This window comes from Mycobacterium sp. (assembly GCF_049683355.1).
Classification (GTDB): domain Bacteria; phylum Actinomycetota; class Actinomycetes; order Mycobacteriales; family Mycobacteriaceae; genus Mycobacterium.
In genome coordinates this window covers 1-19,748 of sequence record NZ_JBAUJB010000289.1, presented here as the reverse complement: position 1 = coordinate 19,748, position 19,748 = coordinate 1, and the positions used below count along the sequence as shown (strand labels likewise).

Below are 19,748 nucleotides of genomic sequence, written 5' to 3'. Positions count from 1 at the left end.
GTGCGAAGCCGAGCTTGGCACCCGACGGCGTACCTGCCGCGCTGATCCCCGATTCGACGGCCGCACTGGCGGCGCTGCAGGCCGCGCCGGGGTTGCCGGACCGGGGCGTCGTCGTGCTGGTCGACCTCGGCGGCAGCGGATCCAGCATCACGTTGGCCGACGCCGGGGCGAACCTCGACGCCATCGGACAGACCGTCCGCTACCCGGAACTCTCGGGCGACGGCATGGACCAGGCGCTGCTCAACCATGTCCTGGCAGGGATCGCCGACGCGAACAAGGCCGATCCCGCAGGCACCGCCGCGGTCGGGGCGCTCTCCCGGCTGCGCGACGAGTGCCGCAAGGCCAAGGAACGCCTCTCCGCCGAGACCGCCACCGTGGTGCCGGCCGACCTGCCCGGATTCCGCTCCGACCTGCGGGTAACCCGGCCCGAGTTCGAGCAGGTGATCGCCGAACCACTCGGCGGGCTGCTGAACTCGGTCGAAGATACGTTGCAGCGCAACCAGATTCAGATCGCCGACGTGTCGGCGGTGGCCACCGTGGGCGGCGGTGCCGCCATCCCGCTGGTGACGCAGCGGCTGTCCGAGCACCTACGCGCCCCCGTCGTCACCACCCCGGAGTCACAGCTCAATGTCGCCGCCGGTGCGGCGCTGGTGGCCAACCGGAGCCTGGAGGCCGACGCACCGACCGGCCTGGCTTCTGCCGCCGACGTTCCGACGGCCATGGGACCGGCGGCATGGGCGGCAGGTGCGGCCGGGCTGGCGGCAGGACAAGCGGCCGACGACGGCGCCGCATCGGCGACCTTCCGCGCTCTGGCGTGGTCGCAGGACGACGAATCGGCCGGGGATCCGCTGCCCTACACCGGCGACGATTACGCCACGTCGGCGGCGTACGGCGACGCGGGCGCGACCGGCGCACGGCCACCGGTGGCGTTCGGCCCCGGTGACGGATACGACCCCGATCTGGGCGACGAGCCGCCACCGTTGCCCTGGTACAAGCGTCCGCCGGTGTTGTTCGGTGCGGCGGCCGCGGCGGCGCTGCTCGCACTCGGCGGTCTCGCCGTGACGTTGACCAGCTCCACCGGTGAACCGGTCCCGGTCACCGAGACCGCCACGCCGGGCCCAGGGGAACCTGCTGCACCGGTGACCCCCGACCCGGTCACCACCGTCACCGTCGGACCCGACGGTCAGGCGACCACCACGGTCAGCCAGCCGCCACCGGTGACACCGACGTCCACGACCACCACCGCGGCCACCACCACGACCACACAGCCGACCACGACGACGACCACCACGACGGCCCCCACCACGACGACGACGACGCGGACCACGACGACCCGTCCGACGACGACGCAGCCGCCGACCACCACAGCACCGCCGCCGACCACGACGGCGCCCCCGCCGACCACGGTGGACCCGCCGGATCCGATCACCACGACGGTCATCGTTCCCGACGACGGTGCGTGATCTGCGCCGATGACGAGTCCGGCGCCGCGTCGGCCGGCTGATCTCCCCCCGGCTTCACGTGAGGCCTTCGCGGCCGTGGACGCCGACCCGCGATCTCCCGCCAAGTTGCTCGTGACCGGTGGTGTCGGCACCGGGAAGTCGACGGTGATGGCGGCGGTGCGCGGGTCATTGCGGGCGTCCGGCCGGCCGGTGTTGTCCCGGCCGCTGCGACTTGACGACGCGGCGGATTCCGCGGTCGTCATCGACGATGCGCACCTGCTCGGCGCCGACGACCTCGACCGGCTCACCGAGTTGGTCGCCGACCCCGCCACCACGGTGGTGGTCGCTGCCGAACCGCTCGCTCATCATTCGGCGCTGCGCAGGCTCGCGACGGCACTCGAACGGGAGAATCCCGCTGTCGTCCTCGGACCGCTGTCCCCGGCCGAGGTGGGCCGAAGCGCCGCGTCGATTCTCGGCGCCCCGCCCGCGGTGGAACTGGTCCGCGCGGTCATGTCGGCGACGGCCGGGCTGCCGTTTCTTCTCGGTCCCGCGCTCGCCTCAGCCGTCGACGGCGCACCCGCTGTGCGGCAGGCCGCCCGCTTCGCGCTGATCGAACGGCTCCGCCGCCTCGACGAACGCCTGCTCGACACGCTGCTCGTGTCGTCGCTGAGCTTCGACCTCGGACCCGACGACGTCGCCGCCGCGCTGCGGATGCCGTCGGACGCAGCACTGACGGCGGTGGACCGGGCCCGCGCCACCGGGTTGCTCGAACCGTCACACCATCCGGGTTTCCTGCGGACGCTGCACGACGGCATCGCCCAGATCGTCGGTGCGGCAAGGCATCACGATATCGAGGTGTCGGTGCTGTGCTCGCAGCTCGAGTTGTCGACCTTGACCGCCGAGCTGGCGTTGCGGATCGCCGAGCACGGGGTTCGCGACGAGCGGTTGGCCACCGCGCTGACCGACCTCGCCGCGCGCAGCCCCGGAAACCCGGCACGCGCCGCACAGCTGTACCGGGCAGCCGCCGACGCCGGGGCCACTGCGCTCAGCGCCCGACTCGCCGACGCGCTTGCCCTCACCGGGGACTGCGTGACGGCGGGTCGGCTGGCCGACGAGCTGTTCGACTCGCCGGATCTGGGTGATCGGGCCGCCGCGGTGCGGATCGCGGCAAGCATTGCGCTGCACGACGGCAGCGCCGCGCAAGCCAACGACCTGTTCCGCTGGCTCGGACCCGCTCCGGATGCCGTCGTCGGCGCCGCGGCTACCATCGCGGCTTTGGCTGCCGGGGACGCGACCGCGGCCAGGGCGGTCGCGGAGACGCCGACCTCCGGTCCCCCGACGTCCACGGCACGGTCCGCACGCAGTATCACCGACGGTCTGGTGATGACACTCGATCAGCCCTACCCCGTCGCGGTGGCACGGTTGAGCCAGGCCGTCGACGCCGACTACGGCGCATCCGGCGGCCAGACCCACGTCGTCCCCGACACCCCGGCCGCCCTCGTCACGTTGGCTGCGCTGCACGGCGGCGACCCGGTGCGCGCCCGCAGCGTGATCACCCGCGCCGTCCGCCACTCCCACGGCGGCGATCAGACCGGTCACACCGATGCGATTTTTGTCACTCACCGGCACCGGCTGCTGCTGGGGTGGGCGTACATGCAGGACGGGCAGCTCCAGGCTGCCGCTGCCGCCGTTCCGACCACCGAGTACTCGACACTGCACCGGCGGGATGCCCTGTGGGCGAGCGCGCTGCAGACCGCCATCGCCCGGCGAAGCGGTGACAGCGGCGCCATGCAGAAGCACTGGTACTCGGCGATGGAGGTGCTGGCCGAGTATTCGGCCGACCTGTTCGCGCTGCTGCCGCTGGGCGAACTGTGGGTCGCGGCCGCCCGGATGCGGCAGGTCGACCAGCTGCAGCACGCCCTGGACGAAGGTTTCGCACTGCTCGCCGGGATGGGTGATCCGGTGCTGTGGTCGGTGCCGCTGCACTGGGCCGGGGTGCACGCCGGCATCCTCGCCAACTCGCCGGACGCCGTCGCCCCGCACGGCCAGGCGTTGACGGCGGCCGCACCGCACACCTATTTCGCCAAGGCGCTGGCCACCGCCGGTCGGACCTGGCTGCGCGTGCTGGCCAACCAGGTCGAGGCCGACGAGGTGAGCGCCGCCGCACGCGCGCTGGCCCAGTTCGGTCATACCTGGGACGCGACCCGGCTGGTGAGTCAGGCCGCACTGCAGACCACCGATCCGCGGGTGTCGCAGACGATGCTGCAGCTGGCCCGCGATCTGAAGCAGACCGTCGCGAGCCCGGAACCGGCAGCCGACGACCGCGGTGCGCCCCCGGCTGCCGGGCCGGCGCGTGCGGCGGCCCACCTGTCGGACCGGGAACGCGAGGTCGCCGAGCTGTTGCTCAACGGCATGCCCTACCGCGATATCGGCGCGCAGCTGTTCATCTCGGCGAAGACCGTCGAACATCACGTCGCCCGCATCCGCAGGCGGCTCGGCGCGGAGTCCCGCTCGGAGATGCTGTCGATGCTGCGCGCGTTGTTGGACTCCCCGGCGCCGGAGTGAGTTAGGACAGCCTTCGTAGCGCCCTTTCCCGGCAGGATGTAACTATGAGCAGGCACCGAGCAAAAGTTACTCGTCGGTAACCTGGACTAAGTTACCTGCCAGTAACCTCATCACCGGAGGACGCGCGTGGAAACGCAGATGCTGATAAGGATCGTGGCCGGGGTCCTGATGATCGCCGTCATCGGTGTGTTCGCCGCCAAGCGGGTGCTGTGGTTGACGAAGCTGATCCGGTCCGGCCAGCCGATGAGCGAATCCAACAATCGCAAGGACCACCTGCAGAAGCGCATCACCACCCAGATCGAGGAGGTGTTCGGTCAGACCCGGTTGCTGAAGTGGAACACCGCCGGCATCGCGCACTTCTTCACGATGTGGGGCTTCTTCATCCTGCTGACCGTGTACATCGAAGCCTTCGGCCTGCTCGTCGACCACGACTTCCACATCCCGGTCATCGGCCGCTGGGACGCACTCGGCTTCCTGCAGGACTTCTTCGCCGTCGCGGTGCTGCTCGGCATCATCACGTTCGCGATCATCCGCATCGTCCGAGAGCCGAAGAAGCACGGCCGTGACTCCCGGTTCTACGGTTCGCACACCGGCGGCGCCTGGCTGATCCTGTTCATGATCTTCAATGTCATCTGGACCTATGCCCTGGTCCGCGGTGCCGCCGTCAACACCGATGTGTTGCCGTACGGCAACGGCGCATTCTTCTCGCAGCTGATGGGCTGGTTGATGTCGCCCCTCGGCTACACCGCCAACTCCTGGATCGAGACGCTGGCGCTGCTGGCCCACATCGCGGTGGCCCTCGGCTTCGCCCTGATCGTGCTGCACTCCAAGCACCTGCACATCGGCCTGGCCCCGATCAACGTCACGTTCAAGCGGCTGCCGAACGGCATGGGCCCGCTGCTGCCGGTGGAGTCCAACGGAGAGATCGTCGACTTCGAGGATCCCGCCGAGGATGCGGTGCTGGGCCGCGGAAAGATCGAGGACTTCACCTGGAAGGGCTTCCTCGACATGACCACCTGCACCGAGTGCGGGCGTTGTCAGTCGCAGTGCCCGGCGTGGAACACCGGCAAGCCGCTGTCTCCCAAGCTCGTGATCATGAACCTGCGCGACCACATGTTCGCCAAGGCGCCCTACTTCCTCGACGGCAAGGAAAGCCCGCTGGAGAACACCCCGGAAGGTGGTCTCGGCGAGGAGATCCGCGGCGAGAAGCACGATGAGAAGCACTCGCACGACCATGTTCCGGAGTCCGGCTTCGAACGAATCCCCGCCGATTCCCCGCTGCAGGCGACCCGCCCGCTGGTCGGCACCCTCGAAGAGGGCGGCGTCATCGATCCCGATGTGCTGTGGTCGTGCACCACCTGCGGTGCCTGCGTCGAGCAGTGCCCGGTGGACATCGAGCACATCGACCACATCGTCGACATGCGCCGCTACCAGGTGATGATGGAGTCGGAGTTCCCCGGCGAACTCGGTGTGCTGTTCAAGAACCTGGAAACCAAGGGCAATCCGTGGGGTCAGAACGCCAAGGACCGCACCAACTGGATCGACGAGGTCGACTTCGACGTGCCGGTGTTCGGCAAGGACGTCGAATCGTTCGAGGGCTACGAGTACCTGTTCTGGGTGGGCTGCGCGGGCTCGTTCGAGGACCGGGCCAAGAAGACCACCAAGGCGGTGGCCGAGCTGCTGGCGACCGCCGGCGTGAAGTATCTGGTGCTCGGCGAAGGTGAGACCTGCAACGGCGACTCCGCTCGCCGCTCCGGCAACGAATTCCTGTTCCAGCAGCTCGCCGCGCAGAACGTGGAGACGCTCAACGGACTGTTCGAGGGCGTCGAGCGGGTAGACCGCAAGGTCGTGGTCACCTGCCCGCACTGCTTCAACACCCTCGGCCGGGAGTACCCACAGGTCGGTGGAAACTACACGGTGCTGCACCACACCCAGCTGCTCAACCGACTGGTCCGCGACAAGAAACTGGTCCCGGTCAAATCCGTCGACGGCGACGGCGGTGGTGCCGACATCACCTATCACGATCCGTGCTATCTGGGCCGGCACAACAAGGAGTACTCGGCGCCGCGCGAACTGATCGGGGCGTCGGGCGCGAAGCTGACCGAGATGCCGCGGCACGCCGACCGCGGCCTGTGCTGCGGCGCCGGCGGCGCGCGGATGTGGATGGAAGAACACATCGGCAAGCGCGTCAACCAGGAACGTGTGGAGGAGGCCATGGACACCGGCGCCTCCACCATCGCCACCGGGTGCCCGTTCTGCCGGGTGATGATCACCGACGGCGTCGACGACGTCGCGGCGAGCCGCGACGTGGAGAAGGCCGAGGTGCTCGACGTGGCCCAGCTGCTGCTGGGTTCGCTGGACAAGAGCGCGGTCGCGCTGCCCGAAAAGGGCACGGCGGCAAAGGAAGCCGAAGAGCGCGCGGCACGTGTCGCGGCGCAGGCCCGTGCCGCCGCTCCCGACGAGGCCGAGGAGTCCGCGCCGGCGGAGGCCACGGCGGGCACCGCCACCAAAACCGAATCGTCGGCTCCGCCGACGGAAACCAAACCCGTCACCGGCCTCGGCATCGCGGGAGCAGCCAAGCGCCCCGGCGCCAAAAAAGCCACCGAACCCACCGGCAGTGCACCCGCCGCTGCGCCGAAGGGCCTCGGCATCGCCGGCGGCGCCAAGCGCCCAGGCGCGAAGAAGACCGCGGCCGCACCTGCCGCCGAGACACCCGCTGACGCCCCGACCGAGGCTCCGGCCACGCCCGAGCCCGAGGTCAAGGGACTCGGCCTCGCGGCAGGGGCACGGCGGCCGGGCGCGAAGAAGGCCCCGGCGAAGAAGGTGGCGCCCAACGAAGGGGAACCGACGGTCGTCCAGCCGCCGAACGTGGATCCGGACAAGGCCGTAGCCGGGACGGAAGCCCCGGACACCGCGGACTCCGATCGCGGCCTGGAGCCCAAATCCGAGCCCGAGGTCAAGGGCCTGGGCATCGCACCCGGCGCCCGCAGGCCGGGGGCCAAGAAGGCGCCTGCCGCTGTTCCCCAGGCTGCACCGGAGCCTGCGCCCGAGCCGACGTCGGAGCCCGCCCCCGAGGCATCGGATCCGGAGCCGACGCCGCCGGCGTCCGGCAACGGTGATGCCCGGGTTGTCGGGGACGAGCCGCCAGTGAAGGGGCTGGGCATCGCCAAGGGTGCCCGCCGTCCCGGCAAGAGGTAACCGGCTCGGCGCTCGACCGCGGATTCGATAATCGCTGGACGCCGGTGGGACACTGATCTGCGTGAGCACCCATCAGTTGCCGTGGCACGCAACCGGCCAGCACGGCCGGCCGCGCACGTTCACGCAGTCGAGCAAGCTGCAGGACGTCCTGTACGAGATCCGCGGACCCGTCCACGAGCATGCATCGCGGCTGGAGGCCGAGGGCCACCGCATCCTGAAGCTCAACATCGGCAACCCCGCGCCGTTCGGGTTCGAGGCGCCCGACGTGATCATGCGCGACATCATCTCGGCGCTGCCGTATGCACAGGGCTACTCGGACTCCAAGGGCATCGTCAGCGCGCGCCGCGCGGTGTTCACCCGCTACGAACTCGTCGACGGGTTCCCGCGTTTCGACATCGACGACGTGTACCTCGGCAACGGCGTCTCCGAGCTGATCACGATGACGCTGCAGGCACTGCTGGACAACGGCGACCAGGTGCTCATCCCGGCCCCGGACTACCCGCTGTGGACGGCATCGACGTCGCTGGCCGGCGGCACCCCGGTGCACTACCTGTGTGACGAGACCCAGGGCTGGCAGCCAGACATCGCGGACCTGGAATCCAAGATCACCGAACGCACCAAGGCGATCGTGGTCATCAACCCGAACAACCCCACCGGCGCGGTGTACACCCGCGAAGTCCTCACCCAGATCGCGGACCTCGCCCGCAAGCACGAGTTGATGCTGCTCGCCGACGAGATCTACGACAAGATCCTCTACGACGACGCCGAGCACATCGCGCTCGCGACCGTGGCGCCCGATGTCCTCACGCTGACGTTCAACGGACTGTCCAAGGCCTACCGGGTGGCGGGCTACCGGTCCGGCTGGCTGGTCATCACGGGTCCCAAGGAACACGCCACCAGCTTCATCGAAGGCATCAGCCTGCTGGCCAACATGCGGCTGTGTCCGAACGTGCCTGCGCAGCACGCTATTCAGGTGGCACTCGGCGGGCACCAGAGCATCGAGGACCTGGTGCTGCCCGGCGGTCGGCTGCTGGAGCAGCGCGACGTGGCGTGGACCCAGCTCAACGAGATCCCCGGGGTGTCGTGCGTGAAACCCGAAGGCGCGCTGTACGCGTTCCCGCGCCTGGACCCCGAGGTCTACGACATCGCCGACGACGAGCAACTCGTTCTGGACCTGCTGCTGCAGGAGAAGATTCTGGTGACCCAGGGCACCGGTTTCAATTGGCCGACACCGGATCACCTGCGGATCGTGACGCTGCCGTGGGCGCGTGATCTGGCCAACGCCATCGAACGGCTGGGCAACTTCCTGGTCAGCTACCGGCAGTGATCTCGTCGACCTGATCGAGGATTCCCCGCTCACGCAGCGTCGACGTCCACGATCCCGTCACCGCACTGATACGCCGATTGAAGATCGACCAACGTTCCTGATGACCGAACCAGTCCCGCAGTGCCGCAACATAACGGGTCAGCGTGTCGATGTCGTCGGTCGCGGCAAGATAGCAGCACGTCTTCTCGTACTGGATCAGCAGGTTGTGCCTGACCGCATGCCGCACCAGCGCCTCGGTGGAGTCAACTCTTTCGACTACATCGAGCATCCGACCCAGGCCTGCACACAGCCCGGCAGCGAACGTCGTCATATCGGTGTCGCAGTGGAAGCGCAGCTCGTAGGGCAGATCGGGCACCAGCGACTCCCAGCGACGGTCGACCAGGTAACCGTTCGGCGGGTGAGCTCCGCGGTCATGCCCCGGGCAGGCTGCATCGACGTCAACAGATCCGACACCGACGTTGACGAAGAACGCGTGCCACGGTGTCACGCCGTTGTGCCAGTTGGGCTGAAAGCCGATCATGTCGTAGAGGGGGCCGCGTCTTCTCCCGAATGTACTGCCCGACATCGTGAATCCGCGCTCGGCGAGAAACGGTCGAATGTCCGTGGCCAGCATCGAGTCGTAGGCCCTCTTCAACAACGATTGGTTCGATAGTCGTCTAATCATGGTTTGCTCAGAGTAAAACGCTCTGGGAAGCCCTCAACGCACCAATGTGACGATCACGAACCGCCCGGCATCGCCCTCTACCCTGTCGGGGTGGCCCACTCACATTCCCACTCGCATTCGCTGAGCGGTCCGTCGCCGCTCGGGCCACTGGCCGCCAAGATCGTCGTCGGGTTGCTGATCGCCTGCGGCGTCGCGACGCTGATCGGCGCGGCGCTGCTGTGGCCCAGTGGGCAGAAGGCCGACATCCCGTTGCCGTTCCAGAACGCCGCAGGTGGCGCGGTGACCACCGAGGCCGGGCACGTGCTGTCCAGCAGATCCGCGCCCTGCGGCAGCCCGTCGGCGGGCGCGGTGCTGACTGCCGAGCCCATCCCCGTGCAGCAGGAAGGCGCGCCGTGCGTGCTGAACCTGGTGGCCATCGACTCCGGCCCCAATCAGGGCGCGAACACGCTGCTGGAGTTCAGCGGCGGGCCCGGTCAGCCCAGCCTCGCCGTCGGCGACGAGGTCCGCCTGAGCCGGACGGTCGACGAGGGCGGCGCCACCACCTACGCGTTCTACGACTTCGCGCGGTCGTGGCCGCTGGCGGCGCTGGCTGCGGTGTTCGCGGTGGTGATCGTCGCGGTGGCCCGCTGGCGCGGGTTGCGCGCCCTGGTCGGCATCGTCATCGCTTTCGGCGTGCTGGTGTTGTTCCTGCTCCCGGCGCTTCGTGACGGTGCCCCCGCCGTGCCGGTGGCGGTGGTCGCGTCCTCGGCGATCCTGTACGCGGTCATCTACCTGGCCCACGGGGTGAGCCTGCGGACCAGTGCCGCCCTGCTGGGGACGTTGGCCTCGCTGGTGCTGGCCGCCTTCTTGTCTTGGGCGGCCATTCACTTCGCGCACCTCACCGGCCTGTCCGAGGACCAGAACAACGAGGTGGCCGCCTACCTGGGCAACGTGTCGATCACCGGTCTGCTGTTGGCAGGATTCATCATCGGATCCCTCGGTGTGCTCAACGACGTCACCGTCACGCAGGCCTCGACGGCGTTCGAGTTGGCCGCCCTCGGCGACGGCTCGTCCCGGCGGGAGGTTTTCGTCGGGGCGATGCGGGTGGGCCGCGACCACATCGCCAGCACCGTCTACACGCTGGTGCTGGCGTATGCGGGCAGCGCGCTACCGCTGCTGCTGCTGTTCAGCGTCGCGAACCGGTCGCTGGGCGACGTGCTGACCACTGAGAGCGTGGCGATCGAGATCGCCCGTTCCGCGGTGGGCGGGATCGCGCTGGCGCTGTCGGTGCCGTTGACCACAGGCATCGCTGCGCTGCTGGCGACGCCGAACCAGGCGGCCCGCTGACCACCCTGGTTTGGTGGTGGACCGCGAGGGTATCCGCCGTCCGTGACCCAGCCCGATCACACCTCCGAAGTGACCCTCGAGGTCGACGGTCACCAGCACTCGCTGACCGTCGACAACCGCCTCTCCCTTCTGGACACCCTGCGAGAACGACTGGGCGCCACGGCACCGAAGAAGGGGTGTGACCACGGCCAGTGCGGATCGTGCACCATCCTGGTCGACGGTCGCCGGGTGACCAGCTGCCTGACGTTCGCGGTCGCCGCCGACGGCGCACGGATCACCACCGCGGCCGGGCTGGGAGACGGCGACGAGCTGCACCCGATGGCCCAGGCTTTCCACGACGAGGACGCGTTCCAGTGCGGCTACTGCACGCCCGGTCAGATCTGTTCGGCCGTGGGGATGTTGGACGAAGCCAAGTCGGGTGCCCCGAGCTTCGTGAGCGAGGACCTCGAGGCCACACCCGAGCTCTCCGACGACGAGATCCGGGAACGGATGAGCGGCAACCTGTGCCGGTGTGCAGCGTACCCGAACATCGTCGCCGCGATCGAGCGGGTGGCCGGTCGGTGAAGCCGTTCGACTATCACGTCGCCACCAGCCCCGCCGACGCCGTGGCGACCATGGCCGAACATCCCCGTGCGGTGTACCTCGCCGGCGGAACCAACCTGGTCGACCACATGAAACTCGGTGTGGCCGAACCGGATCTGCTGGTCGACGTCAGCCATCTCGACCTCTCGGAGGTCGTCCTCATCGACGGCGGGCTCCACATCGGGGCCAACGTGCGCAACAGCGACCTGGCCGCCCACCCGATCATCCGGGCCCAGTACCCGATGCTGGCCCGCGCATTGCTCTCGGGCGCCTCGGGTCAGCTGCGCAACGCGGCCACCACCGGTGGCAACCTGCTGCAGCGAACGAGATGTGTGTACTTCCAAGACATCACCACGCCGTGCAACAAGCGCACACCCGGCAGCGGATGCTCAGCGCTGGGCGGATACGTGCGTTACCACGCGATCCTCGGGGCATCGCCGGACTGTGTGGCCGTGCATCCGTCGGACATGGCGGTCGCCATGGCGGCACTCGACGCAGTGGTGGTGGTTGAGGGCGCCGACGGGGCCCGCCGGATCCCGGCCGCGGAGTTCCATCGACTGCCGGGTGACGAGCCGCAACGTGACACCGTGCTGCACCGCGGTGAGCTGATCACCGCGGTGGAGCTGCCGCCCCCACCATCGGACGCGGTATCGGACTACCGCAAGGTGCGCGACCGGGCGTCCTATGCGTTCGCGCTGGTCTCGGTGGCCGCCGAGTTGAGTTTCGCCGACGACATCGCCACGGCCCGGATCGCGCTGGGCGGTGTCGCACACAAGCCATGGCGTGCCCGCGCTGCAGAACAGGTGCTGGTCGGAGCGCCGGCCACCGAGGACGTGTTCACCGCGGCCGCCGACGCCGAGCTCACCGCAGCGGAAGCGTTGCCCGGCAACGAGTTCAAGATCGAGCTGACCCGCCGCACGCTGACGGCACAGCTTCGCATGTTGACCGAACGGGGTTTGCGATGACACTGCTGGAACCCCACAGCATCGGCGCATCAGTCGCGCGGCGCGACGGGCGTGCGAAGGTCACGGGTTCGGCGCCGTATGCGTTCGAACAGCAGGTCCACAACCCGGCATATCTGCATCCGGTGCAGGCCACCATTGCCCGCGGCCGGGTGGTCGCCATGGACACCACCGCGGCCCGCACCGTCGCCGGTGTGCTCGACGTGCTGACGGTGTTCGACGCCCCCGAGTTGGCGGATACCTCGGACGGTGAACTCGCGATCCTGCAGGACAACCGGGTGCACTTCCGAGGCCAACTCATCGGCGGTGTGGTGGCCGAGACAGCCGAGATCGCCAGGGAAGCAGCCGCACTGGTCGAAACGGAGTACATCGAACACCCGCACGACGCCGAGCTGCGACGCGATCACCCCGGTCTCTACACCCCCGAGTCGGTCAACCCGTCGTACCCCCCGGACTCCGACGACGGTGATGTCGACGCGGCGCTGGCCGCCGCCGAGGTCACGGTGGACCAGACCTACACCACCCCGATCGAGCACAACAACCCGATGGAGCCGCACGCCTGCATCGCGACATGGAGCACCAGCGACGGCTCGCCCACCGTGACGATGTACGACTCAACGCAGGGGGTGCACGTGGTGCGCAAGACCCTGGCGCCGGTCTTCGGTGTGGAACCCGAGCAGTTGCGCGTCGTCGCACCGCACGTCGGCGGCGGGTTCGGCTCCAAGGGTGCCCCGCATGCCCACGACGTGCTGACGTTGATGGCCGCCCAACGCGCACAGGGGCGGCCGGTGAAGCTGGCGCTGACCCGTCAACAGATGTTCTCCCTCGTGGGCTACCGCACCCCGACCATCCAGCGACTGCGACTGGGTTCAGATCGCAGCGGCCGGCTCACCGCGCTGGTCCACGATGTGATCGAACAGACGTCCGCTGTCAAGGAATTCGCCGAGCAGACCGCGGTGACGTCACGCAAGATGTACGCCTCCCCGAACCGTCGGACATCACACCGGCTCGCCGCACTCGACGTACCCGTACCGTTCTGGATGCGGGCGCCCGGCGAGTGCCCCGGCACCTACGCCGCCGAGGTCGCCATGGACGAGCTCGCGGTGACCTGCGGCGTCGACCCGATCGAACTGCGCATCCGCAACGAACCAGCGGTCGACCCGGAGACCGGCAAGCCATGGTCGGGCCGCCACCTCGTCGAGTGTCTGCGAACCGGGGCCGAGCGGTTCGCGTGGTCGTCACGCGACCCGCGCCCGGCCGGACGGCTCGTCGGTGACTGGTACACCGGCACCGGCGTCGCCGCCGCGACCTACCCCGGGATGGCCATGCCCGGCAACTCCGCCCGCATCAGCTACGTCGCCGAGGGACGCTACCTGGTCGAGATCGGGGCAGCCGACATCGGCACCGGCACGTGGACGACGCTGTCGCAGATCGCTGCCGATGCGCTCGGCTGTGACCTCGCCGCGGTGGACCTGCAGATCGGCAGCACCGACCTGCCCCCCGCCTCGGTAGCCGGGGGCTCGACGGGCATCACGTCGTGGGGGTCGGCGATCGTGGGCGCGGCCCGCCGGTTCCGCCGCGACCACGGCGACCCACCCGCCGTCGGGGCGACGACCCTGGCGCAGGCTCCCGAGAATCCCGGCGACGACGAGGTCACCGTGCAGTCGTTCGGCGCACACTTCGTCGAGGCGCACGTCAACCGCGACACCGGCGAGGTCCGGATTCCGCGCATGCTCGGCGTGTTCTCGGTGGGCCGCGCCATCAACGCGCGCACCCTGCGCTCCCAGCTGATCGGCGGGATGATCATGGGCCAGTCGATGGCACTGCACGAAGACAGCGTCCGCGACCCGCGGTTCGGCCACGTGGTCACCCAGGACCTGGCCGAGTACCACATCAGCGCGCACGCCGACGTGATGGACGTCGACGCGATCTGGCTCGACGAGGTCGAGGAGCACTCCAATCCGATGGGCTCACGCGGCGCCGGCGAGATCGGCATCGTCGGAGCGGCCGCCGCCGTCGTGAACGCCGTCTACCACGCCACCGGCGTGCGGGTCCGCGACCTGCCGGTCACCCTGGACAAGGTTCTCGCCGGGCTGCTGTGACGATCAGCGCTCCAGCAGCTCCAGCAGGTAGGCGCCGTACCCGGACTTGAGCAGCGCCTGCGCCCTGGCGGCCAGCGCGTCGTCGTCGATGAAGCCGACCCGCCACGCGACCTCCTCGGGCACGCTGATCTTCAGGCCCTGTCTGCGTTCGATGGTGCGCACGTAGTCGCTGGCGTCGAGCAGTGAGTCGAAGGTCCCGGTGTCCAGCCAGGCGGTGCCACGCGCCAGCACCTCGACCGACAGCCGGCCCGCGTCGAGATAGGTCTGGTTGATCTCGGTGATCTCGTACTCGCCGCGCGCCGACCTGCGCAGCGACCGCGCGATGTCCACGACGTCGTTGTCGTAGAAGTACAGACCGGGCACCGCGTAGTGCGACTTGGGCGTGGCCGGCTTCTCCTGCAGCGACAACGCCGTGCCGTCGGCAGCGAACTCGATCACCCCATAGGCCGCCGGGTTTGCCACCCAGTACGCGAAAATCGCTGCGCCGCTGAGGTTCTGGAACCTACTCAGACTCGTGCCCAGGCCGGGACCATAGAAGATGTTGTCCCCCAACACCAATGCCACGGAGTCGTTTCCGATGTGGTCGGCGCCGATCACGAAAGCCTGCGCGAGACCGTCCGGCTGATCCTGGACGGCGTAACTCAGATTGATGCCGAGATCGGCACCGTCACCGAGCAACCGGTGAAATCCCGGGGCGTCCTGCACCGTGGTGATCACCAGGATGTCGCGGATGCCCGCCATCATCAGCGTGGACAGCGGGTAGTAGATCAGCGGCTTGTCGTAGACGGGCACCAGCTGCTTGCTGACACCCATCGTGATGGGATACAGCCGGGTACCCGAACCCCCGGCCAGGATGATCCCGCGCATCAGCCGGTCAGATCCGCTTCGGTCAGCTCGGTCGCGGCCAGTGCGGCGGCCAGGTCGTCGTGCCGGAACACCGACGTCACCTGGTCCTCGACCACCCGAAACGCTGATGCCGCGGTGCCAACTTCCCCGGTCACGGACGTGATGCGCTGTTCGACGACGACCACGCCGTCGTGGACGTAGATCCTCCCCGGCTCGGCCTTGCCGTCGAGATTGCGGGCCCATTCGGTCAGGGCGGCGTGCCCCTGGCCGGCGCCGTCGGCGTCGCCGATCTCGATGTCGTCGCTGGACAGCGACAGCAGCGTGTCGAAGTCCCCGGCGTTGAGCGCGTCGTGCCAGGCAAGGACGGTGGCCATCTCCGAAGTGGTCATGTCCGCGAAACTACTGCAATTGTTCGTCTCCGACGAAGTGCACCATCAGTACGGCGTGCTGTCCAGCCAGGCGTCCCAGACGGCGGTGTCACCGAATACCTCGAGTCCGGCCTCGGTGGCGGTCTTGCGGCGCACGGTGGCCAGCAGCAGTTCGGTGACGGGTCCGCGCAGCGCCACGCTTCCCTTGCTGTGGCTGTGCGACCACCACACGCCGTCGTCGTCGTGGACGATGGTCCACTCCCCCGTCGGGCCCAGTTTCTCCTCGGTGGCGTGCAGGTGGATGGACTGTCCGCGGTCCAGCATGACGGAGTTGCGCTTGTCGACGCACGCCCGTTCCAGCCACTCGCTGAGCGCGTCGCCGGCCAGCTCCGGCGGCAGGTCGAACTCGGCGCCGAGGGCCAGCGCCGCGTCCGCTCGGTGCACGGTCGCCTCGTGCAGCCGCCGCCGGATCCACCATCCCGCCGGCCGGGGGCCGATGAACGTCCACACCCGGGCGTCGGAACCCACCCTGTCGACGGCGTCGATCACCAGCTGCGCGCCGTCGTTGAGCCAGTCGATCGCTGCGTCGGTGTCGTCCGGCGGCTTGCCGTCGCGCACATCGCGCGGATCCAGCGGCTGGCTGTGTCGGTCGCTGATGATCTGTGCGGCCCAACGGTTTCCGCGGCCGACATGCCGGAACAGCTGCCGCAGTGTCCAGTCTCCGCAGGTGGGCACCGGCGTCGCCGGATCCGCCGATCTGATCAGGTCACCGAAGGCTCGAGTCTGCTCGAGCAGGGATGCTCGGAAGTCCACCTCATGAACCTAACGCGGCGCGCGCCTTGCCAAGGGTGATCGGCAAGGTTGACCATCCGCGCAGCACGCGGGTGTCGCGCCGGCTGCCTGCTCCCGCCAGGCGGGCATCGGGATAGCGCTCGAAGAACGTCCGCAGCCCCACCTCCCCCTCGGCACGGGCCAGCGCGGCGCCCAGGCAGAAGTGCCGACCGCCGGAGAACGACAGGTGCTTGCCCGCGTTGTCGCGCTCGATGTCGAAGCGGTGCGGATCGTCGAACACCTTGGGATCGCGGTTGGCGCCGGCCAGGTGGATGATGACGAGCTCACCGCGCTTGATCTCGGTGCCGGCGACCTCGACGTCCCGGCGGGCGAAGCGCGCGCTCATCTGCACCGGAGAATCCAGCCGCAGGATCTCCTCGACCGCGGTGGGCCACAGCTCCGGACGGGCCGACAGTGCCTCGAGCTGTCCGGGAGTGTCCAGCAGCATCCGGATGCCGTTGCCGAGCAGGTTCACCGTGGTCTCGAAGCCCGCTGCCAGGACCAGTCCGGCGGTGGCCTGCAGTTCACGCTCGGAGAGCCGTGCCTCCTCGGCCGAGTCCTCACTGGCCTGGATGAGCTGGCTCATCAGGTCGTCGCCGGGGTTGCGGCGCAGCTCCCGCAGATGCCCGCCCAGCCAGTTGTTGAACCCGACGAGGCCCTCGTGCACCTGCATGTACTGCCGCCAGGACAGCCCGATGTCGAGGCCGGGCGCCCCGAGCTCCCCGAAGTGCAGGATGTGCTGTCGGTCGCGCTCGGGCACGCCGAGGATGTCGCTGATCACCGCGACCGGCAGCTGCGAGCAGTACCGCTCGACGATGTCGACGACGTCGCGGCCGTCGCCGCGGGACTCGGCTTCGAGATCGTCGAGGAGCTGGTCGGCGGTCTGCTGGACCCGGTCGCGCAGCGCGGCGACCGCCCGGGGGGTGAATACCGAGGACACCAGCTTGCGGCAGCGGGTGTGATCCGGCGGCTCGATCGACAGCAGCGAGGGTGGCTCAATCGGATGCAGCAGCCCGGGATGGGTCTTGTCGTTGATCCACCGCAGCGGCTGGGGCAGTCCGCCACCCAGCGACGACACCCGGAAATCGTCGGAACGCAGCAGCTCGTGGGCCACCCGATGGTCGAAGGTCAGCAGGACCGCACGGCACCTGATGATCGGGCCGCGCTCGCGCAGCTCGTCGGCGAACGCGGCGGGATCGGCGCGCACGGCTGGGTCGGAGATCAGCCGGGCCTGCGGGTCCCCGGTGCGGCGGACACCGACCTTGGACATCCCGCGGATCACTCCGTGCAGGGCCAGCCAGCGGATTCTCTGCTGCAGATGAACTGCCATCACTCGAGTTTAAGCAGGGGCCGCAGATCGGCCAAGGAATCGAAGAGATGCCAGATGTAGGACGACGAGCCGTTCTCCCGGTGCGCATGCAGATCCGCCAGTTCGGGATCGTTGCGATAGCTGTCGAAGGCGTCCTTGGAATCCCACTCGACGAGGATCAGCACGGTGCGCGGCTCGACGTCGCCGGTGACGGATTCGCGGAACTGTCCGAGAGCGACGACGCGGCCGCCGTGTTCGGCGACCTCCTTCGGCGAACGTTTCGAATAGGCCAGGTACTCGTCGCGGTCGGCGATGTCGAACAGGTTCAGCGCGTACACGGTCATGGTCGCGACGCTACGCCGCCGACGGTGGCCCCTCCGCCCGGCCCAACGCGTGTACCCGCCAGCCCGCCTGCCGCCACAGCGCGGCGTCGAGGCAATTACGGCCGTCGACAACAACTCTGGCGCGCACGATCTGCGCCAGCGTCTCGGGTTGCAGCTCGACGAACTCGTTCCATTCGGTCAGCACCAGCACCGCATCCGCCCGGTCGCAAGCCTCCACCGCCGACGTCGAATAGTTCAGCGTGGGGAACACCCGCCGCGAGTTCTCCATCGCCTTGGGGTCGTAGACGTTGACGGTGGCCCCGTTGAGCTGCAGCATTCCGGCCACGTTGAGCGCCGGCGAGTCACGCACGTCGTCGGATTCGGGTTTGAAGGCCGCGCCGAGTACCGCGACGTTCGCCCCCAGCAGGGAACCGCCGCACGCCCTGGTCGCCAGCTCCACCATCTTGACCCGGCGGCGCATGTTGATGCTGTCCACTTCGCGCAGGAACGTCAGCGCATGGTTGGCGCCGAGCTCGCCGGCGCGGGCCATGAACGCGCGGATGTCCTTGGGCAGGCAGCCGCCGCCGAAACCGAGTCCTGCGTTGAGGAATCGCCTGCCGATGCGGGCATCGTATCCGAGCGCGTCGGCCAGCAGGGTGACATCGGCGTCGACGGCTTCGCACACCTCGGAGATCGCGTTGATGAACGAGATCTTGGTCGCCAGGAACGCATTCGCCGACACCTTGACCAGCTCGGCGGTCTGCAGGTCGGTCAGCAGAAACGGCACGCCGTCGTCGAGCAGGGATGCGTACAGCGCCCGGATCGCGTCTTCGGCGAGAACCGAATCCCGCTGCACACCAAGGACAATACGATCGGGGTGCAGGGTGTCGTGGATCGCGAACCCCTCGCGCAGGAACTCGGGGTTCCACGCCACCTCGACGCCCACCCCCTCGCCGGCGAGGCTGCGGGCGCGCTGGCACAGTTCGGCGGCCGTGCCCACCGGCACGGTGGACTTGCCCACGATCACGGCGGGGCGTCGCAGCAGCGGGACGAGGGTGTCGATCACCGCGTAGACATGGCGCAGGTCGGCACCGTATTCGCCCTTCTTCTGCGGGGTGCCCACCCCGAGGAAGTGCACGTCGGCGAACTCCGCAGCCTCGGCGTAGTCGGTGGTGAAACGCAGTCGACCATCGTTCAGGTTGCACTGCAGCATCTTTCGCAAACCAGGCTCGTAGAAAGGCACGTCACCGCCGGACAGCTTGGCGACCTTGCCCGGGTCGATGTCGACACCGAGGACGTCATGGCCCAGCTCGGCCATCCCCACCGCGTGGGTCGCTCCGAGGTAGCCGGTACCGAAGACAGTGCATCGCATACTGCCTCTCTAGGCAGCCGGGATGAGCTGACCGCTACGCGACACTGAGCGCCGGGCCAACGGCAGGTGAATGCTAGCCGCGGCCACCGTCCGACGAGCATAAGACCAGGAAGCAACCGTCACCGTTGAGGTCGCCGGGCACTCCACTGCCCGAGGAACCCGAGCCGCCACGCGAGGAGCCCGAGTCGCCGGATCCACGGCCGCTGCTGCTGCTCGAAGATCCCGAACCGGAACCACCGCTGGAGCCGGAGCCGCTACCGGGCAACGGCCACTGGGACTGTTGCGGAACCTGCGGAACTGTCGGGACCTGCGGAACGGTCGGTCGCGGTGTCGTCGGCACCACCGTCGTCGGCCTGGGCGTGGTCGGCCGCGGAGTCGCGGTCTGCGTCGGCGCCTCGGATTCGTCCTCGTCGGCGTCCCGCTCCCACGGCGGTTGCCACCGCGGCCATTCCCGTTGCGGCAAAACGATCACCGGCGGCGGCACCACCACGGGAGGTGCGACCACCGGGGGCGGGGCCACCGGGGCGGGAG

Annotated in this window: 16 protein-coding genes; 9 read left to right on the top strand and 7 right to left on the bottom strand. The window is 68.9% G+C overall.

Annotated elements, in window-relative coordinates:
• The 4 genes from WA944_RS16935 to WA944_RS16920 form a co-directional block, all read left to right on the top strand.
• Nucleotides 1-1,463, top strand: a 1,463-nt coding sequence (locus WA944_RS16935) for an Hsp70 family protein (RefSeq protein WP_526647166.1), incomplete at its 5' end; no start/stop codon positions are given.
• A gap of 9 nt (nt 1,464-1,472) precedes the next feature.
• Nucleotides 1,473-4,007, top strand: a complete 2,535-nt coding sequence (gene iniR / locus WA944_RS16930; RefSeq protein ID WP_526647165.1) for an isoniazid response ATPase/transcriptional regulator IniR — start codon at nt 1,473-1,475, stop codon at nt 4,005-4,007.
• Between the two features lie 126 nt (nt 4,008-4,133).
• Entirely contained in the window at nt 4,134-7,205 is a 3,072-nt protein-coding gene (locus WA944_RS16925; protein WP_526647164.1) for a 4Fe-4S dicluster domain-containing protein, read from the top strand.
• 34 nt (nt 7,206-7,239) lie between these two features.
• Nucleotides 7,240-8,532 carry a pyridoxal phosphate-dependent aminotransferase gene (locus WA944_RS16920; protein ID WP_526607972.1) on the top strand — a complete coding sequence of 431 codons (1,293 nt, stop codon included), beginning with the start codon at nt 7,240-7,242 and terminating at the stop codon, nt 8,530-8,532.
• Here the strand turns inward: WA944_RS16920 and WA944_RS16915 are convergent.
• On the bottom strand, nt 8,516-9,166 hold the full coding sequence (locus tag WA944_RS16915; protein ID WP_526368430.1) for a DUF4304 domain-containing protein: 651 nt from the start codon (nt 9,164-9,166) through the stop codon (nt 8,516-8,518). The two genes, WA944_RS16920 and WA944_RS16915, sit on opposite strands and share 17 nt — an antisense overlap.
• A 120-nt stretch (nt 9,167-9,286) precedes the next feature.
• Here WA944_RS16915 and WA944_RS16910 point away from each other — a divergent pair, with 120 nt between their 5' ends.
• The 4 genes from WA944_RS16910 to WA944_RS16895 are packed head-to-tail and all read left to right on the top strand — an operon-like array spanning nt 9,287 to nt 14,168.
• On the top strand, nt 9,287-10,522 hold the full coding sequence (locus WA944_RS16910) for a YibE/F family protein (RefSeq protein ID WP_526368432.1): 1,236 nt from the start codon (nt 9,287-9,289) through the stop codon (nt 10,520-10,522).
• Nucleotides 10,523-10,564: 42 nt separating this feature from the next.
• Nucleotides 10,565-11,086 carry a (2Fe-2S)-binding protein gene (locus WA944_RS16905; protein ID WP_526368434.1) on the top strand — a complete coding sequence of 174 codons (522 nt, stop codon included), beginning with the start codon at nt 10,565-10,567 and terminating at the stop codon, nt 11,084-11,086.
• Nucleotides 11,083-12,069, top strand: a complete 987-nt coding sequence (locus WA944_RS16900; protein WP_526368436.1) for an FAD binding domain-containing protein — start codon at nt 11,083-11,085, stop codon at nt 12,067-12,069. Before WA944_RS16905 ends, WA944_RS16900 begins: the two co-directional genes overlap by 4 nt.
• Entirely contained in the window at nt 12,066-14,168 is a 2,103-nt protein-coding gene (locus WA944_RS16895) for a xanthine dehydrogenase family protein molybdopterin-binding subunit (RefSeq protein ID WP_526368438.1), read from the top strand. The genes WA944_RS16900 and WA944_RS16895 overlap by 4 nt, the downstream gene beginning before the upstream one ends.
• Nucleotides 14,169-14,171: 3 nt before the next feature.
• Here WA944_RS16895 and rfbA read toward each other — a convergent pair whose 3' ends face one another.
• From rfbA to WA944_RS16865, 6 genes are read right to left on the bottom strand one after another with little or no spacing between them, the layout of a single operon-like run.
• Nucleotides 14,172-15,035: a glucose-1-phosphate thymidylyltransferase RfbA gene (rfbA, locus tag WA944_RS16890; RefSeq protein ID WP_526368442.1), complete on the bottom strand. Its 864-nt coding sequence runs from the start codon at nt 15,033-15,035 to the stop codon at nt 14,172-14,174.
• Nucleotides 15,035-15,403 carry a nuclear transport factor 2 family protein gene (locus WA944_RS16885; protein ID WP_526369222.1) on the bottom strand — a complete coding sequence of 123 codons (369 nt, stop codon included), beginning with the start codon at nt 15,401-15,403 and terminating at the stop codon, nt 15,035-15,037. Before WA944_RS16885 ends, rfbA begins: the two co-directional genes overlap by 1 nt.
• Before the next feature lie 45 nt (nt 15,404-15,448).
• On the bottom strand, nt 15,449-16,195 hold the full coding sequence (locus WA944_RS16880) for a maleylpyruvate isomerase family mycothiol-dependent enzyme (protein ID WP_526647163.1): 747 nt from the start codon (nt 16,193-16,195) through the stop codon (nt 15,449-15,451).
• A 1-nt stretch (nt 16,196) separates the two neighbouring features.
• Nucleotides 16,197-17,543, bottom strand: a complete 1,347-nt coding sequence (locus WA944_RS16875; protein ID WP_526369407.1) for a cytochrome P450 — start codon at nt 17,541-17,543, stop codon at nt 16,197-16,199.
• Entirely contained in the window at nt 17,543-17,866 is a 324-nt protein-coding gene (locus WA944_RS16870; protein ID WP_526369405.1) for a DUF1330 domain-containing protein, read from the bottom strand. Before WA944_RS16870 ends, WA944_RS16875 begins: the two co-directional genes overlap by 1 nt.
• 10 nt (nt 17,867-17,876) lie before the next feature.
• On the bottom strand, nt 17,877-19,217 hold the full coding sequence (locus tag WA944_RS16865; protein WP_526369403.1) for a UDP-glucose dehydrogenase family protein: 1,341 nt from the start codon (nt 19,215-19,217) through the stop codon (nt 17,877-17,879).
• A 125-nt stretch (nt 19,218-19,342) separates the two neighbouring features.
• On the opposite strand from WA944_RS16865, the gene WA944_RS16860 reads away from it, so the two are divergent.
• Nucleotides 19,343-19,748, top strand: a 406-nt coding sequence (locus WA944_RS16860) for a hypothetical protein (RefSeq protein WP_526647162.1), incomplete at its 3' end; no start/stop codon positions are given.

Excerpts from the sequence above, each read along its gene's own strand:
- iniR (WP_526647165.1), top strand. The coding sequence starts at position 1,473 with ATGACGAGTCCGGCGCCGCGTCGGCCGGCTGATCTCCCCCCGGCTTCA.
- WA944_RS16895 (WP_526368438.1), top strand. The coding sequence starts at position 12,066 with ATGACACTGCTGGAACCCCACAGCATCGGCGCATCAGTCGCGCGGCGC.
- rfbA (WP_526368442.1), bottom strand. The coding sequence starts at position 15,035 with ATGCGCGGGATCATCCTGGCCGGGGGTTCGGGTACCCGGCTGTATCCC.
- WA944_RS16885 (WP_526369222.1), bottom strand. The coding sequence starts at position 15,403 with ATGACCACTTCGGAGATGGCCACCGTCCTTGCCTGGCACGACGCGCTC.
- WA944_RS16875 (WP_526369407.1), bottom strand. The coding sequence starts at position 17,543 with ATGGCAGTTCATCTGCAGCAGAGAATCCGCTGGCTGGCCCTGCACGGA.
- WA944_RS16870 (WP_526369405.1), bottom strand. The coding sequence starts at position 17,866 with ATGACCGTGTACGCGCTGAACCTGTTCGACATCGCCGACCGCGACGAG.
- WA944_RS16865 (WP_526369403.1), bottom strand. The coding sequence starts at position 19,217 with ATGCGATGCACTGTCTTCGGTACCGGCTACCTCGGAGCGACCCACGCG.